Below are 15,164 nucleotides of genomic sequence, written 5' to 3'. Positions count from 1 at the left end.
GGCTCAGAGCCGTTCGGCCAGCAGCTTCGCGACTTCGACGTAGACCTCGGCCCTGGTCCGGTCGACGTCCACGGACGCGACCCGCGTTTCACCGTGCCCGCGCTTACCGATCATGACCAGGGTCCGATGTTCGTCGATCTCGCAGTACGACGCGGACTCACCCGCCCCGGCGACCGCGACGGCAGGCTGCGTGCAGTCCTTCGTCCGGACCGCGAGTTCCTTCGCGGGCGAAGCGTTCCCCGGGACCGCGATGACCAGCAGTTGGTTCGGGGTATAGCCCGAGTACCGGTTGTACTGAGTCGAGTAGCCGCAGCGGAAACCGTCCTTCACGGGCTCGCCTTCCTCGGCCTTCGCCGCCCAGGTTCCGCCGTTGAGCTTCTCCATGTCGACGACCCGCAGCAGCGGGCAAGCCGCGGTGATCTTCTCCGGCGACAGCGGCGGAGCCGGTGGTGTCGACTTCGAAGCCGACTTGTCGGGGTTCGTACCCAGCCCCGGAGCCGTGGTCACGGGTGAGGCGACGACCGGCGACGACATGACCGCGGGTGGCTGAGCCACGGTGTCTTCCGAACAAGCAGTGACACCGCTCACCAAGCACAGAGCGGCGAAATCCCCCAGGGTTTGCGCATGTCCTCAATGTACCGTTTCGGCCGACCCTGTCGAGCGGCGACTTGCCGAACGCGCAATCGGACCTCCGTTGAGGTGAACCAGGCGCGCCGCGCCCGCGAATAGCCGATCAGCGGCTTTATGTTGGCGGCATGACGAGAAAAGAATATGACGTTTCCTCGGCGCGCCGGAGAGAATTGGGAAACGAGCTGAAATTCGTCCGGGAACAAGCGCGGCTCAGCGGGCACGAATTGGCGCGAATCCCGGATTGGGCGCCGAGCAAGATCTCGCGATACGAAGGCGGGCAGCGCACACCGTCGGAGCTGGACGTCGCGGTGTTCCTGACCAGCTGCGGAGTGAAACGGACTGAGCTGGAACGACTCTTGGAGCTGGCCCGAGAAGCCGACGCCACCTACTGGGTCCGGCCGCACAGCCAGGAACTCCCCGACCAGCTGCGCTCGCTGATGATCCAGGAAAGCTCGGCCAGCGCGATCCGCAGCTACGAGCCGCTTGTCGTGCCCGGCCTCCTGCAGACCGAAGGCTACGCGCGCGCGGTATTCCAATGGATGGGCAAGCTCGACGCGGACACCGTGGAAACCCTTGTCAACGCACGAATTTCGCGCCAAAGCCTGCTTCGCCGCAGAATGCCGCCCAAGTGCACGTTCTACATCCACGAGCGCGCGTTGCGATCGGTACTCGGCGGCAAGCAGGTCATGCACGAACAGATGCTGTTTCTGGGTTTCAGCGCTTCACTCCCCCATTGCTCCATCCGAGTGATCCCGGAATCGTCAGGCCACTACGCCATGACAGGATCGTTCAAAGTGCTGGATTATGCAGCATTCCCACCAGCGGCCTATGCGGAAACTTATACCGCCGGTCTCTTTGTCGAAGAACCTCGTGATGTCGCCACCTACTGTGAAATTCTGGAAAAACTCGATCGAGATGCCCTGAATGGTAGACAATCCGTGGAGTGGCTTGCCGAACTGGCAAGTGGCTTCGACCGAGCGGAGGAGCACCAAAATGACGTCTCACGAGCTGAAGTGGTTTAAGAGCAGCCACAGCGGTGGGGGCACCGGAGACTGCGTGGAAGTCGCCCTCACCGACAAGACCACTGCGGTCCGCGATTCGAAGTCCCCGGCCGCCGGCCGCCTCGCCGTCCCCCACCCCGCCTGGCGGGCTTTCCTCGCCGAACTCGGCTAGCTACGAGTGCGGGATTTGCGGGGCGGGCCGAGCAGGGGCAGCGGGCCGAGGCGGCCGCGCAGGCGGAGTTCGAGGAATTGGGCGACCACGTCCGGGTCGAACTGCGTGCCCCGGCCGCTGAGCAGTTCCCGCACGGCCTGGTCCTCGGTGAGCGCGGCCTGGTACGGGCGGTCGGCGAGCATCGCGGCCCACGAATCGCAGACCGCCAGGATCCGCGCCTCGACGCGGATATGCGCGCCAGCGAGCCCTGCCGGGTATCCGGTGCCGTCGAACCGCTCGTGGTGCTGCCGGATCACCTCGGCGACATCGTCAAGCCCGGCAACGGTTTTCGCCAGCCGCCAGCCGAATTCGGGATGCTGGCGGACCAGCGTCCATTCCATTTCGGACAGTCGTTCCCGTTTGCTCCAGATCTCCGGTGGCACCAGCACCTTGCCGATGTCGTGCAGGCGCCCGCCGAGTTCCGCGCGGTGGATGACGTCGGCGGGCAGGTCCATCGCGGTCGCCACGAGCCCGGCCCAGTAACCGACGGCCTTGCTGTGTTCGTGGGTGGACAGCCAGCCGTCGACCTCGTCGGCGACGTTCTCCAGGTCGACCGTCAGCGACTGGTGCACCGGCTCCTGCTCCGGGGTTTCGTTGGCCTCGGCGAGCACGACCCTGTCGCGGCCCTGTGCTTTCGCCGAGTACAACGCCCTGTCCGCGGCGACGAACAGCTCGACCGGAGTGGTGCCGTGCACCGGATAACTGGCCGTGCCGACCGAAATCGTCGCGCCGATCCAGGTGTCGCCGGAGACGACGATCGGCCGGTCGGCGACCTGCTGACGCAGTCGTTCGGCGATCACCGCCGGTTCGTCGGGAGTGGCGTCGCGGATGAGGATCGCGAACTCCTCGCCGCCGTAACGGGCGATCTCGTCGCCGCCGCGGATCGCGCCGCGCAGGCGCTTCGCGATCTCGATGAGCACCTCGTCGCCGACAGGATGGCCGTAGCGGTCGTTGACCGACTTGAAGTGGTCGACGTCGGCGATCAGCACGGCGAGCGAGCCGTTCGTACGCTTGGCCCTGGCGAGTTCCGGCAGTAGCTGGGCTTCGAAGTACCGGCGCGTGCGCAACCCGGTCAGGACGTCGGTGATCGCGATCAGCCGTTGCCGGGACACCAGCCCGGCGAGCCGCGCGATGGTCAGAACGAACAGGATCCCGCAGGCCAGCGCGGCCACCGGGATACCGTCGTACGAACCGCGCACGTAAAGGATCATCACCGTCGCCGGCGCGACCAGTGCCGCGACGCACAGCGCGGCTATCCGGACCGGTCCAGGTCCGGACGGGATCTCACGCGACGGCTCGCCGACGCGGCCCATCGTCGGGTGCAACGCGGCCGCGCCGAGCGCCAGGTTGCCGGCGAGCCACATCAGGTCGAGGAAGTTGCCCGCGCTGTAGGTTCCGTTGAGCTGCTGCACCACGTAGATCGTGTCCGCCCCGACGAACAACGCGAGGTTGGCGGACAACAGGAAGAACGGCACCGGCCGCGAGCCCTGCCCGAGGACGAGCCGCAGCGCGACGGCGAACATCGCGAGGTCCATCATCGGGTAGCCGACCGAAACGATCTTGATCAGCATCGGCGATTCAGCCTGCGCCTGCGGGGCGATCAGGTACAGCCACGACAGCATTCCGCCGACGACCGCGAGCAGCGCCGCGTCGAGCACGCTCGGCAGGTCCCAGCCCGGCGTCCGCAACCGGATCAGCGAGATCAAGCCGCCCACCAGGAGCGGGTAATGCGAGAGATAGAGGACGTCGGCGAGCGCCGGGTAGGCGGTGTTGCCGAGGATGTAGTGCGACACGTAGAAACTCGTGTCGGCGGCGGCGTAGACGACCTGGCTCAACCCGAGCAGCACCCAGGGCAGCCAAACGCGCGGACGATTGCGCGTGCACCCGTAGAACACGGCGACCGCCGCGGAGGCACTCACGAGACAGTAGAGCGTGACCCGGAGGAACGGTGGTGCCACGAGCGCCACCGTCAAGTAATACAGGGCCACCCCGAGAAATCCTGTGATGAGGTAGACCACCCACAAGCGCCGGCCGGTTCCTGCCACCGTCGTCACTAAACCCGCTCTTCCCGGTCCGGTAAACCCTGCACCGGCGACGTCCAGCCCGCCGCCGATGTCTCGTGATCTTCAGCCTAAAAAGACCGGCGAGAATACGGGGACGGTACACCACTACTTCACTCGGTTGGCGGACGCGCGAAAGCAGCGCGTGACGCCGGAATCCGTGTCGTCACCCGTGTGCGCAACACATCTCTTTGTCGTCTCTTTCCTGCCGGATTAGCGGCGACCCGCCGACCCGGCATTCTCCGTTAGGCGGTTGGGGCGTGGGTAGGGTGATCAGGTTGACCACTACCGCGCGAGCGTCAAGGACGGTGAAAGCGAATGGCGGACGGTGCCCCGAGGCCCACCATGAGCAGAAGACGGGAAGTGAGTCATGCCAGCGCGAGGTCGCTGCTGATGACGATTCTCGGGGAATTCGTACTGCCAAGGGACAAGCCCGTGTGGACCTCCGTGCTCGTCGACGTCCTGGGCGTGCTCGAAGTCGAGGAAAAGTCGGCGCGGCAGGCACTGGCACGGTCGGCGGCCGAGGGCTGGGTGGTGTCCGAGCGGGCGGGCCGCCGCGTGCGGTGGTCGCTCACCGCACCGGGACGGCGGCTGCTCACCGAAGGCGCCGAACGTATTTACGATTTCGGCGACTACGCCCGATCGTGGGACGGCGGCTGGCTGATGCTGATCGTCTCGGTGCCGGAGTCCAAACGCGATCTGCGCCACCGGCTGCGGACACGGCTCACGTGGGCCGGTTTCGGCTCCCCGGTTTCCGGGGTCTGGGTGAGCCCCGATGTCACGCGGCAACGCGAAGCGTCGCAGATCGTGCAGGATCTGGGACTCGACGAGCAGGCGATGTCGTTCCTGTCGAAATACGGCGAAATCGGCGAACAGGAATCGATGGTCGCGCGGTCGTGGGATCTGACCGAACTCCGCGAGCGCTACGAGGACTTCATCGACACTTTCACCGGTCTCAACCCGCAGGGCGGCGAGGCGGTGCTGCGCGCGCAGACGCGGCTGGTGCACGAATGGCGCCGGTTCCCGTTCCTCGACCCGCGCCTGCCGCTCGAACTGCTGCCCCCGAAGTGGAGCGGGCTGAAGGCCGCCGAACTGTTCCACCGCACCCACGTGGACTGGCGTCCCGAAGCCCAGGAACACTGGGAGGCGCTGCTGGACGCCGGAGAACACGATTGACGGAGGAACCCCTGGTGAGCGCTGAACTCGTACGTGTGGACCGTGAGCCCTCGGGCCTGGCCGTGCTGACCGTCGACGCTCCCCCGCTCAACCTCTACACCGGCGAACTGCAGGCGCACCTGCGCACCGCGCTCGGCCTGCTCGCCCAGGACGAGCCGCGCGCCCTGCTGATCCGCGCCGAGGGCAAGAGCGTCAGCGGCGGGGTAGACGTCTCGCTGTTCGACGCACAGAACGACAAGACCGCGGCGAAGGAGCTCTTCGACGTCATGCTGGCGATCCCGGACGCGATCGCGGCGTTCGAGTTCCCGACCGTCTTCGCGGCACACGGGCTGTGCCTGACCTGGGCGTTCGAAGTGGCCGTGGCGTGCGACATCATCCTCGCCGCGGACCGCGCGAAGTTCGGTCTCGTCGAGCGGGTCGTCGGCCTGACCCCGACCATGGGCGGCACCCAGCGGCTCGCCGCGCGTGCCGGCGTCGGCCGGGCGAAGGAGTTCGTGATGACCGGCGCGACCTACGACGCGGCCACGCTCGAACGCTGGAACGTGGTCAACCGCGTGTTCCCGAGCGACGGATTCGACGCCGCCGCAAGGGCTTTCGCGACCGACCTGGCCGAGGGACCCACCCAGGCGCACAAGGCGACCAAGCGGGTGCTCGCGCATTTCGAGCACGGCGGCGTCCCCGAGGCGAACGAGCACATCACCACGATCGCCGCGGAGCTGTTCGACACCGAGGACCTTCGGGGAGCGGTGAAGTCGTTCCTCACCGACGGGCCCGGCAAGGCGACCTTCACCGGACGCTAGGGCCGGCGTCGACGATCTCGTACGCGAGGGCGGCTTCGGTCGCCGTGCCGAGGTACTGGTAAGTCTCGCTGTCGACGACGAACTCAGTGCGGCCGCCGTCTGGTGAGTCCCAGAAAATCCCGAGCCCTTGCCGTCCGGCGAGATCCTTGACGCCGTTTTCGACGCCGAGGCCCGGGATCTTGGTGACCGCCTCGACCAACGCGGCCCGCTGATCGGGACGGAGGTATCTGCCGCCCAACAGGAATCGGACGTCCTTGCCGATTCCGTTGACGTTGTTCAGGGTTCCGTCGTACTGACCGGCCAAGTCGGTCACCATACCGTCCGCGGTCGTCGGCAACGCGGGGTCGTAGGCGGGTGCGGGGGCGCACCTTGTGAACCGGCCGATGAGTTCCGGGTTGTTGGCGTTGAGGATGACCTGCTTGCCGTCCTTGCAGCCGTCTCCTCGGCGGAACACGTCCCGGGTGCCGTCGACGGAGGACCACGATTCGGTGACGGTCCCGTCGGCCAGGCGGGACTTCGTGTAGAGCAACTGATCCGGCCGCGGCACGGAAGTCGCGGCTTGCGGCGTGGTCGTCGGCTCGACGGTGGCCGGTGGGACCGCGCTGCTGGTCGCGACGAGGGCCACTACGACCACGAGCGCGCTTCGCAGGCGTCTGTGCCGGACGGCCGGTTCCCGTTCAGTGGCAACGATCGCCGGGTGATCCTCCGGTGGCACGACTTCGTGCCACCGGAGGATTTCGGCCAGCCCTTCGGAGCTGTGAACCCGTTTCCTCGCGCGACTCAGGCGGGAACTGGCGATGCCGGGCGGGATGTCCAGCGCCAGCGCGACTTCTTCGAGATCGAGGCCGTCCCTGGCGACGAGCACCAGCACGTCACGGTCGCCCTCGGACAACCCCGCGAAAGCTGTGTCCGGTCCCATGATCGCCGAGCCTAGCTCAGGGCAGCTGCCGCACCTTGTCGACGACCCCCCGGCTCACCGTCGGACCCCACTGGGCGGAACCGAGGTAGGCGAAGGTTTCGGGATCGAACAGGAACTCGTCGGAGTTCCCGAGCCCCTGGGCGGTCGTACCGTCCCAGGTGATCCCGATGACCGACCGGCCGTTTGCGTCCTTCGCGTCGTGACGGACGACCAGGCCGGGGATCTTCGCGGCCGCCTCGTAGAGCGCGGCTCGCGCCGCCGGGCGCAGATAGCCGTCGGACAGGTAGATGAACTCGGTGCCGAGATCATTCAGGTTGTCACCTTCGCCATGGGTGCTCTTGTGCAGGTAGGCGAGCATGTCGTCGGCGTTGGTCGGCAGGTCCGGCATGGAGGCCGGGAAGGGTGTGCACCTGTCGGCCCCCACTTTCTTCCCGTTCTCGTGGTAGGTACGCAACCCGTTACGGCAACCCGCGAGCTCGGATTCGCGGCCGAACATGATCATGAGTCCGTCGTGGATCCCGTCCGCCGACGCCCAGGTTTCGATCTCGCGGCCGTCCTTCATCCGCGTTTTGCGGTAGACGAACTGATCCGGCCGGGGTTCGACTTCCGGCTTCGCACGGGCCACCTCGGCCGCGGCGAGCAGAATCCGAACCGGGTCGGTCTCAACCTGGTTCTGCGGCGGCGAGAGCGGGCTCGGCGGGACGATGTCGACCGGTGCGAGGGCGACTGCCGCCGTGACGGCCGCGGCGACCGTGACGGCGGTGAACCCACCCCACAACATCGGTTTGCGGTGCGGGTGGGCCGGTGCCGTCTCGGCGGTACTGATCGTGGCGGCGACGAGCTTTGCCCATGCCTGAGCCAAATCGTCGCGCCCCGGGAGCTCGGACGGCTGGGCGAACTCGCGAAGCAACTGCATTTCATCCATGGTTCGAGACCTCCTCGATGAGTGCGTATTCGGAATGGCCGAGCTTGACCCGGACCTTTTTGCGGGCCCGGCTCAGCCGCGACCGGACGGTGCCGACGGGAATCCCCAGCGCGGCGGCGACCTCTTCGTAGCTGAGGTCTTCCCAGGCGATCAGCACGAGGACGTCGCGATCTCCTTGGGCGAGCGAGGCCAGCGCCGCGGCGAGCAGTTCGTTCATCGCCTGGGCGGTCACCTGCGCGGCGACCTGCTCCGCGTGACAGGCCTGGTCGACGGGCGGACCGAGGGCGGCGCGCAGCCGGTACTCGCGCACCTCCTCGCGCCGGTGCTGCCCGACGAGGTGGGTGGCGATGCCGTAGAGCCACGGCCGGGCGTTCGGATAGGACGGGTTGTACCGACCGCGTTTGCCGAACGCGATCAGGAACGTCTCCGCCACCAGGTCGTCGGCGATCTGGCCGCCGAGCCGGCGGGCGAGGTACCGCTGGATGTGCGGCGCGTGGCGGTCGAAAACCGCCGCGAACCGTTCGGGGTCGTAAAGCGACGCGGTGATGATCTCCGCGTCGTCCCCGGCTTCGGTTGGTGAACTCATGAACCGCCTGTCTGTGGTTACGCCATCTGCACCCAGTTATCCGCAGAACGGGCGATTCGGGTTCACGACGAGGTTAGCCGGGGTTATCTTGGATTACTGGTCTAGACCACTAAGGCACACTCCTACGTCCCCGTTTGGAGAACCGCCATGAGACCCATCCTCACCCGGCTACTCAGAGCGTTCGCCGTGACACTCTTGGCGACATCGCTCACCGTCGCCGTCAGCCCGCCCGCATCCGCGGCGGGCAACTTGAAAGCCACCCTCACGCTGACCGGCACCACCGGCGAGTACCTGGTCAGCAACACCGGCAGCGCCGCGGTGACCGGCTGGACGATCACCTTCCAGCTCCCGCCCGGTGTCACCGCCACCGCCGGCGCGCACGACACCGTCAGCCAGTCCGGCACCCAGGTGACGCTGACGCCCGCGTACTACATCAACACCCTGCAGCCGGGCCGGAACACCTACCCGTACAGCCCGGCCTTCCAGCTCAGCGCCGCCGCGACCCCGTCGATGTGCCGCGTCGACGACGCGAACTGCGACGGCTCCGCCGAGGCACCACCCACCGCGCCGACGAACGTGCGGTCCACGATCAAGACGACGACCACCGTCACGCTCGACTGGTCCGCGTCGGCACCGGGTTCGCTGCCTGTCGTGGGCTACGACGTCTACCGGGGCACCGGGCTCGCCGTCTCGGTCACCGGGACGACCGCGACGATCACCGGGCTGACCGCGAACACGGCGTACACGTTCACGGTGAAAGCCAAGGACCGCAAGGGAACCGCGTCCGCCGCCAGCGCGCCGCTCACGGTGACCACCAACAATCCGGCGAACGACACGCAGGCACCCACCGCTCCCGGCGCCCCGCGGACCACCCTTGTCGACGCGGGCAGCGTTTCGCTCGCGTGGAACGCCTCCACGGACAACACCGGCGTGGTGGCGTACGACGTCTATCGCGGCGGCGCACTGGCCACGACGGTCACCGGGACGTCGGCGAAGGTGAGCGGGCTGGCACCGTCCACTTCGTACACTTTCACCGTCAAAGCCCGTGACGGCTACGACAACGCGTCCGCGGCGAGCGGGCCGCTCACAGTGTCCACAAGCGACATCGTCAACGGCTACGCCAAGGTGGCGTACTTCGTGCAGTGGGGCATCTACGGCCGCCAGTTCTTCGTCAAGAACCTGCAGGACTCCGGCGCGGCCGGGAAACTCACGCATCTGCTGTACGCGTTCGAGAACATCGACCCGGTGAACCTGACCTGCCTGTCCGGGGTCACGAAGGGCACCACCGCGAACCCGCAGGACCCGAACCAGGGTGACGGCGCCGGTGACGCCGAAGCCGACTACTCGCGTCCGTTCGCGGCGGCACAGTCGGTCGACGGCGTGGCCGACACCGGCTGGGAGACGTTGCGCGGCAATTTCAACCAGCTCAAGAAGCTCAAGGCGAAGAACCCGAACCTGAAGGTGCTCGTCTCGCTCGGCGGCTGGACGTACTCGAAGTACTTCTCCGACGTGGCGAAAACCGATGCCTCGCGCAAGAAGTTCGTCGCCTCCTGCGTCGACACGTGGATCAAGGGCAACCTCGCGCCCTACGGCGGCGCGGGCGGCCCGGGCACGGCGGCCGGGCTCTTCGACGGGATCGACATCGACTGGGAATGGCCCGCCGGCCCGGACGGTCATCCCGGCAACCACTGGAGCCCGGCCGACAAGCAGAACCTGACAGCGTTGCTCGCCGAGTTCCGTACACAGCTCGACGCGTACGGGACCACCACCGGCAAGCGCTACCAGCTCCACGCGTTCACCCCGGCCGACCCGGCGAAGGTCGCGAGCGGCTGGGAGCTCGACAAGGTGTTCCAGTCCCTCGACGCGGCGAACGTGCAGGGCTACGACTTCCACGGGTCGGGCAGCGACAACTCGTGGGAGCCGAACGTGGCCGGGCAGCAAGGGAACCTCTACCCGGACCCGGATGACCCATACGGGTTCAAGTTCAGTGCCGAGGCGGCGATCAACGCGTACACGAACGCCGGGGTCAATCCACGGAAACTGACGCTGGGTCTGGCTTTCTACGGCCGGGGCTGGCAAGGCGTCGCGGACGGCGGAAAACACGGCAAGTGGCAGTCGGCGGCGGGTGCCGCGCCAGGGCAGTTCCCGGAGGACGCCGGGACACGCGGATACGCGAACCTGCTGGCCAGCGTGCCGAACTGCACGGTGTACCACGACGAACCGTCGATCGGGACGTACTGCTACACCGGCAACAACGGGCAGTGGTGGACCTTCGACGACGCCTGGTCCATCGGCAAGAAAACGGCGTGGCTCAAGAGCCGAGGACTGCTCGGTGCCATGGCGTGGGAAATGTCCGGGGACACGGGCGCGTTGCTCAACGCTGTGGACAATGGACTGAAGTAGTCCGCCGCCCCTCCGCGCATCCCGCGCGGAGGGGCCCACCCGTTCCGAGGAGAGCATCGATGGCGTTCGAACCCGACGAGAAACTGCTCAAGCGTGTCGACGAGCCGCTGGCCTGGCTGACCACCGTCACCCCGACGAACCGTCCCGCGCCGAGGCCCATCTGGTTCGTCTACGTCGACGGGGCGTTCATCGTGTTCAGCCAGACCGGCGCGGCGAAACTCAAGCACATCACGGCGAACCCGAACGTCTCGATCAACTTCAACACGAACACCGGCGGCGGGGACGTCCTGGTCGTCAGCGGGACGGCCGAGATCGTCGAGGGCATCAAGGCGTCGACCACGCCGGGCTACCTCGACAAGTACGAGGCGCTGTACGCCGGTATCGGCTCCGACGTGGCGAAGTTCGACGCGGAGTACAACGTGGGCATCCGCGTCACGCCGACGAAGTCCTGGGGCTTCTGACCGGCGTCACCGGTCGTGACGGAGGTGTAGCGGTTCAGTAATAATTACCAATAAACGGCGATTTGCCGGGCACCGCTGGGTGGGATTGCGGTAGAAATCCCTTCATGTCCGAACAACTGATCTGCGTCGGCTCGTACACCTCGACTACCGGCGGCAAGGGCGCCGGGATCACCACCTTCCGCGTCGACCCGGAGTCCGGAGCGCTCAGCCAGGCCGGCACGCTCGAATTGGCGTCGCCGTCCTGGCTGACCTGGCACCCGACGCTGCCGGTGCTGTACGCGGCCAACGAAAAGGCCGAAGGCGAGGTCACCGTGCTCGCGATGGACCCGGCCGGGGTGCTGAGCGTGCTCGGCACGGCGTCGACCGGCGGTGCCGACCCGTGTCACCTCGCGGTGACGCCCGACGGCGGCCACCTGCTGTGCGCCAACTACACGGGCGGGAATCTCGCCGTGTTCTCCCTGGGCGCGAAGGGCGAGATCGTCGAGCGCACGGACCTGGTGACGCACGAAGGCTCCGGGCCCGACACGGACCGCCAGGAAGCCGCGCACGTCCACATGGTGGTGCCGAACGCGGACGGGTCGATCGTCAGCGCGGTCGACCTCGGGACGGACGAAATCCGCAGCTACCGGCTCGAATCCGGCAAGCTGTCGCCGCTCGCGGTGTCGGCGCTGCCGCCGGGAACCGGACCGCGCCAGCTCGTCCGCAGGCCGGGCACGCCGTACGCGTACGTCGTCGGCGAGCTCGCCGGGACCGTGGTGACGATGCACGAGGAGCCGGCCGGGACGTTCACCGTGCGGGGCAGCTCCCCCGCGACGACGGCGGCGCACGCCGGGGTCAGGAACCTGGTGGCACACCTGGAGTTCTCCGCCGACGGCGAGGAGATGTACGTGTCGAGCCGCGGTCCCGACTGCGTCACGACGTTCCACTTCGACGGCCCGCTCCCCCACCCGGTGGCCGATCATCCCAGCGACGGCTGGCCGCGGCACTTCTCCGTCCTGAATGGACGGTGCTATTCGGTGTCGCAGAACAACGACGCGCTGCTCGTCTTCGAGCTCGGCAGCGGGGAAACCACGCGCTATCCCACCGGAACGCCCGTCTGCGTCGTCCCCGTTCCCGCCCGCTGAAAGGGAATGTCTTGACGCAGCACCGACCGCGAGGTGTGCACGGCCAGACCGTGGAAACGCTGGCCGCGCGCATCCTGTCCAACGAGTACGCCGAAGGTTCGGTGCTCGATCTTCCCGCGCTGCAACAGGAACTCGACGTCAGTCTCACGGCGCTGCGCGAGGCGTTGAAGGTGCTGACGGCCAAGGGCCTCATCGACGCGCGCCAGAAACGCGGCACGTTCGTGCGCCCGCGCACGGCGTGGAACATGCTCGACGCCGACGTCATGCGGTGGCAGACCGCGGATCCGGCGAACACGGCCCTGTTCGACCAGCTCACCGAGGTCCGCGCCGTCGTCGAGCCCGCTGCCGCCCGGCTGGCCGCCCAGCGTGCGACCGAGTCCGACGTCGCCGCGCTGACAGTGGCGCTGGATCGCATGGCCCAGGCCGGGGACCTCGCCGAGATGATCGACGCCGATCTGGAGTTCCACCGGCTGCTGCTGACCATGACCGGCAACGCGTTCCTGTCGCAGATCGAACGCGTCATCGCCATCGGTCTCGCCGAACGCGACCGCGTCGTCCACGCCACCGCGCGCGAGGACGATCCGGTTCCCACTCACCGGGCCGTCCTCGACGCGATCACCGCGAAAGACCCGGACGCGGCCGAAGCCGCCATGCAAGCGCTGCTGACGAAGTCGAGCGAAGACCTGGAACGTCTCACTAAGCGGGGCCGGCATTCAGCCGGGTGAACATATTTCGAGCCTTGTTCAACGGGCTGAATAAAGTCGCGGACTTGACGGGGATTCACCGATAAAGAGGCATTCCGCCCATTGACTCAGCTGGTCTAGACCACGACACTGAGCAGCACACACCCAGTGACCCCCGTCACTAACAACTCTCCGACGTCCCCTAGGAGAACCATGCCCGCATCAGGCCGTGGGAAGTTCCGCATCGCCGTCTGCGCGATCGCCGTTTCCCTCCTGTCCACCGTGGCCGCCGCCCCCGCGCCGGCCACGGAAGCACAACTCGCCGCGCCAGGATCCTTTACCCATCCAGGGGTTCTGGTCAGCAGGCCCCAGCTCGACTTCGTCCGCGGCAAGGTCAACGCGGGCGCGCAGCCCTGGACGAACGCGTACAACCAGATGATGTCCAGCAAGTACGCGTCGCTGACCCGCACCCCGAAACCGCGCGCCACCGTGGAATGCGGCTCGTACTCGAACCCCAATAACGGCTGCACCGATGAGCGGGAAGACGCGATCGCCGCGTACACCCTCGCACTGGCGTGGTACATCACGCAGGATGCCCGCTACGCCAACAAAGCCATCGCGATCATGGACGCGTGGTCACCGGTCATCAAGAGCCACACCAACAGCAATGCCCCGCTCCAGACCGGCTGGGCAGGCTCGTCCTGGCCGCGCGCCGCGGAGATCATCCGCTACACCTACACCGGCTGGTCGTCGACCGGCGTGAACAACTTCGCCACCATGCTGCGCAACGTGTACCTCCCGAAGGTCATCGTCGGGAGCAACAGCAACGGCAACTGGGAACTCAGCATGCTGGAAGCCGCGATCGGCATCTCGGTGTTCCTGGAAGACAAGGCGTCGTACGACAAGGCCGTCACCAAGTTCCGCGCCCGCGTCCCGGCCTACATTTACATCGCAAGCGACGGCGCCCTGCCGAAAACCATCCCCGGCACCGGCCGCGACACCCGCGACCAACTCGTCGGCTACTGGCAGGGACAGTCGACCTTCGTCGACGGCCTCACCCAGGAAACCTGCCGCGACTTCGTCCACACCGGCTACGGCCTCTCCGCCATCGCCAACTTCGCCGAGACCACCCGGATCCAAGGCCAGGACCTCTACCCGGAGATCTCCGAACGCCTCCGCCACGCCCTTGGCCTCCAGGCGAAATACGAACTCGGCGAAGCCGTCCCCTCATGGCTCTGCGGCGGCAGCGTCACCCGCGGCCTCGGCCCCGTCACCGAAGTCGGCTTCAACGCCCTCAACGGCCGCATGGGCATCGCCATGGCCAACACCCAGCGCCTGACCGAACAGAACCGTCCCGCCGGCTCGAACAACCTGTTCGTCGCCTGGCAAACCCTCACCCACGCCAGCAACCCGAACTAGCCCACCCGTGGCCGTGACGCACCCCGCCCGGGCGTCACGGCCACGCCTGTTCGCGATGATCACCGATTCCAGGATATCCGCAGGTCAGGATGCATAGGCAACCTGGTTACAAGGGCAGTTACGGGACAGGCTAAGCTTCTCTCATCGCCTTCCACGGAGGGTGATGGTTCCGGGCTGTGGCGCAGTTTGGTAGCGCACTTGACTGGGGGTCAAGGGGTCGCAGGTTCGAATCCTGTCAGCCCGACCGGAGAGAGGGTTTCCGCAGGTAAAACTGCGAAAACCCTCTCTTTTTTTGTGCTTGTTGGATCCCGTTTGGTCTAGCACAGAACTAGCACAGCGCTCAGCGGAATTTTGGCTAGATCTGCATAAGACAGACCCCTTGACTAAATGAAGGTCTCCGTGACGTCTCGTTTGACTAAACTGGGTCTAGTGATGCCAGAGGACCGGATTAAGGAGTATCCGCGCTATTGCCAGGGCGGTGGTGATGGTGTCCGGGATGTTGCCGGTGGGCTGGGAGCCGGCGGAGCGGACGGTGACGTGGCCGAAGGCGTCGTGGTCGAGCAGGGCGGCGGCCATCTGGGAGCGGCCGACGTTGTGGACGCAGAGAAACAGCACCTGCGGCACGGTGACGTGGTCAGGCCGTCGACTGTGCCGAGGTCGATGAGGCGGTCGCGGGCGAGTCGGGCGGTGAGGGTGGGGAGGTAGACCTTGATGTCGCGGCGTCGTCGAGCAGCTGGTAGGTCTCGTGGACGTAGTGCTCGACGGT

General features: G+C 66.9%; 15 protein-coding genes and 1 tRNA gene. 10 read left to right on the top strand and 6 right to left on the bottom strand.

All coding sequences use genetic code 11. The features are described from left to right. Nucleotides 1-3: 3 nt before the first annotated feature. The gene (locus VGP60_RS23105; RefSeq protein ID WP_327550150.1) at nt 4-555 is read right to left on the bottom strand and encodes a hypothetical protein; all 552 of its coding nucleotides are present in this window, start codon (nt 553-555) and stop codon (nt 4-6) included. A gap of 200 nt (nt 556-755) precedes the next feature. Between VGP60_RS23105 and VGP60_RS23100 the strand changes: the two genes are divergently transcribed. After that, entirely contained in the window at nt 756-1,652 is an 897-nt protein-coding gene (locus VGP60_RS23100) for a helix-turn-helix transcriptional regulator (RefSeq protein ID WP_327550149.1), read from the top strand. Between the two features lie 34 nt (nt 1,653-1,686). Continuing rightward, nucleotides 1,687-1,803, top strand: a complete 117-nt coding sequence (locus tag VGP60_RS23095; RefSeq protein WP_414640396.1) for a DUF397 domain-containing protein — start codon at nt 1,687-1,689, stop codon at nt 1,801-1,803. Here VGP60_RS23095 and VGP60_RS23090 read toward each other — a convergent pair. Further along, on the bottom strand, nt 1,800-3,800 hold the full coding sequence (locus tag VGP60_RS23090) for a diguanylate cyclase (protein WP_327550147.1): 2,001 nt from the start codon (nt 3,798-3,800) through the stop codon (nt 1,800-1,802). The two genes, VGP60_RS23095 and VGP60_RS23090, sit on opposite strands and share 4 nt — an antisense overlap. A 447-nt stretch (nt 3,801-4,247) precedes the next feature. Here VGP60_RS23090 and VGP60_RS23085 point away from each other — a divergent pair, with 447 nt between their 5' ends. Continuing rightward, complete coding sequence (locus tag VGP60_RS23085) at nt 4,248-5,078, top strand: PaaX family transcriptional regulator C-terminal domain-containing protein (protein WP_327550146.1); 831 nt, start codon at nt 4,248-4,250, stop codon at nt 5,076-5,078. 14 nt (nt 5,079-5,092) lie between these two features. Beyond that, nucleotides 5,093-5,878 (top strand): enoyl-CoA hydratase/isomerase family protein, encoded by a 786-nt coding sequence (locus tag VGP60_RS23080; RefSeq protein ID WP_414640395.1) that lies wholly within the window; start codon nt 5,093-5,095, stop codon nt 5,876-5,878. Here the strand turns inward: VGP60_RS23080 and VGP60_RS23075 are convergent. The 3 genes from VGP60_RS23075 to VGP60_RS23065 are packed head-to-tail and all read right to left on the bottom strand — an operon-like array spanning nt 5,865 to nt 8,308. Next, nucleotides 5,865-6,797 carry a sigma factor-like helix-turn-helix DNA-binding protein gene (locus VGP60_RS23075; RefSeq protein WP_327550145.1) on the bottom strand — a complete coding sequence of 311 codons (933 nt, stop codon included), beginning with the start codon at nt 6,795-6,797 and terminating at the stop codon, nt 5,865-5,867. The genes VGP60_RS23080 and VGP60_RS23075 overlap by 14 nt on opposite strands. A gap of 16 nt (nt 6,798-6,813) precedes the next feature. Beyond that, nucleotides 6,814-7,722 carry a CU044_5270 family protein gene (locus tag VGP60_RS23070; protein ID WP_327550144.1) on the bottom strand — a complete coding sequence of 303 codons (909 nt, stop codon included), beginning with the start codon at nt 7,720-7,722 and terminating at the stop codon, nt 6,814-6,816. Beyond that, nucleotides 7,715-8,308, bottom strand: coding sequence for an RNA polymerase sigma factor (locus VGP60_RS23065; RefSeq protein WP_327550143.1), 594 nt, complete (start codon nt 8,306-8,308; stop codon nt 7,715-7,717). Before VGP60_RS23065 ends, VGP60_RS23070 begins: the two co-directional genes overlap by 8 nt. Before the next feature lie 147 nt (nt 8,309-8,455). Here VGP60_RS23065 and VGP60_RS23060 point away from each other — a divergent pair, with 147 nt between their 5' ends. The 6 genes from VGP60_RS23060 to VGP60_RS23035 all read left to right on the top strand — a co-directional run bounded on the left by VGP60_RS23060 (nt 8,456) and on the right by VGP60_RS23035 (nt 14,642). Continuing rightward, nucleotides 8,456-10,711, top strand: coding sequence for a glycosyl hydrolase family 18 protein (locus VGP60_RS23060; protein WP_327550142.1), 2,256 nt, complete (start codon nt 8,456-8,458; stop codon nt 10,709-10,711). A 59-nt stretch (nt 10,712-10,770) separates the two neighbouring features. Then, nucleotides 10,771-11,172 (top strand): pyridoxamine 5'-phosphate oxidase family protein, encoded by a 402-nt coding sequence (locus tag VGP60_RS23055; RefSeq protein ID WP_327550141.1) that lies wholly within the window; start codon nt 10,771-10,773, stop codon nt 11,170-11,172. 104 nt (nt 11,173-11,276) lie between these two features. Next, a complete protein-coding gene (locus VGP60_RS23050) occupies nt 11,277-12,296 on the top strand; it encodes a lactonase family protein (RefSeq protein ID WP_327550140.1) in 1,020 nt (339 codons plus the stop codon). A gap of 11 nt (nt 12,297-12,307) precedes the next feature. Next, nucleotides 12,308-13,021: a FadR/GntR family transcriptional regulator gene (locus tag VGP60_RS23045; RefSeq protein ID WP_327550139.1), complete on the top strand. Its 714-nt coding sequence runs from the start codon at nt 12,308-12,310 to the stop codon at nt 13,019-13,021. Nucleotides 13,022-13,192: 171 nt separating this feature from the next. Beyond that, nucleotides 13,193-14,398, top strand: a complete 1,206-nt coding sequence (locus tag VGP60_RS23040; RefSeq protein ID WP_327550138.1) for an alginate lyase family protein — start codon at nt 13,193-13,195, stop codon at nt 14,396-14,398. A gap of 170 nt (nt 14,399-14,568) precedes the next feature. Beyond that, nucleotides 14,569-14,642, top strand: a tRNA-Pro gene (locus VGP60_RS23035). 182 nt (nt 14,643-14,824) lie between these two features. Here the strand turns inward: VGP60_RS23035 and VGP60_RS41775 are convergent. Continuing rightward, nucleotides 14,825-15,013, bottom strand: coding sequence for a hypothetical protein (locus tag VGP60_RS41775; RefSeq protein WP_414640394.1), 189 nt, complete (start codon nt 15,011-15,013; stop codon nt 14,825-14,827). Nucleotides 15,014-15,164: the final 151 nt, after the last annotated feature.

Origin of the sequence: Amycolatopsis sp. (genome assembly GCF_036008905.1) — a bacterium.
Lineage (GTDB): Bacteria > Actinomycetota > Actinomycetes > Mycobacteriales > Pseudonocardiaceae > Amycolatopsis.
Note: the sequence above shows the minus strand (reverse complement) of the source record. Positions and strands in the feature narration are given on the sequence as shown.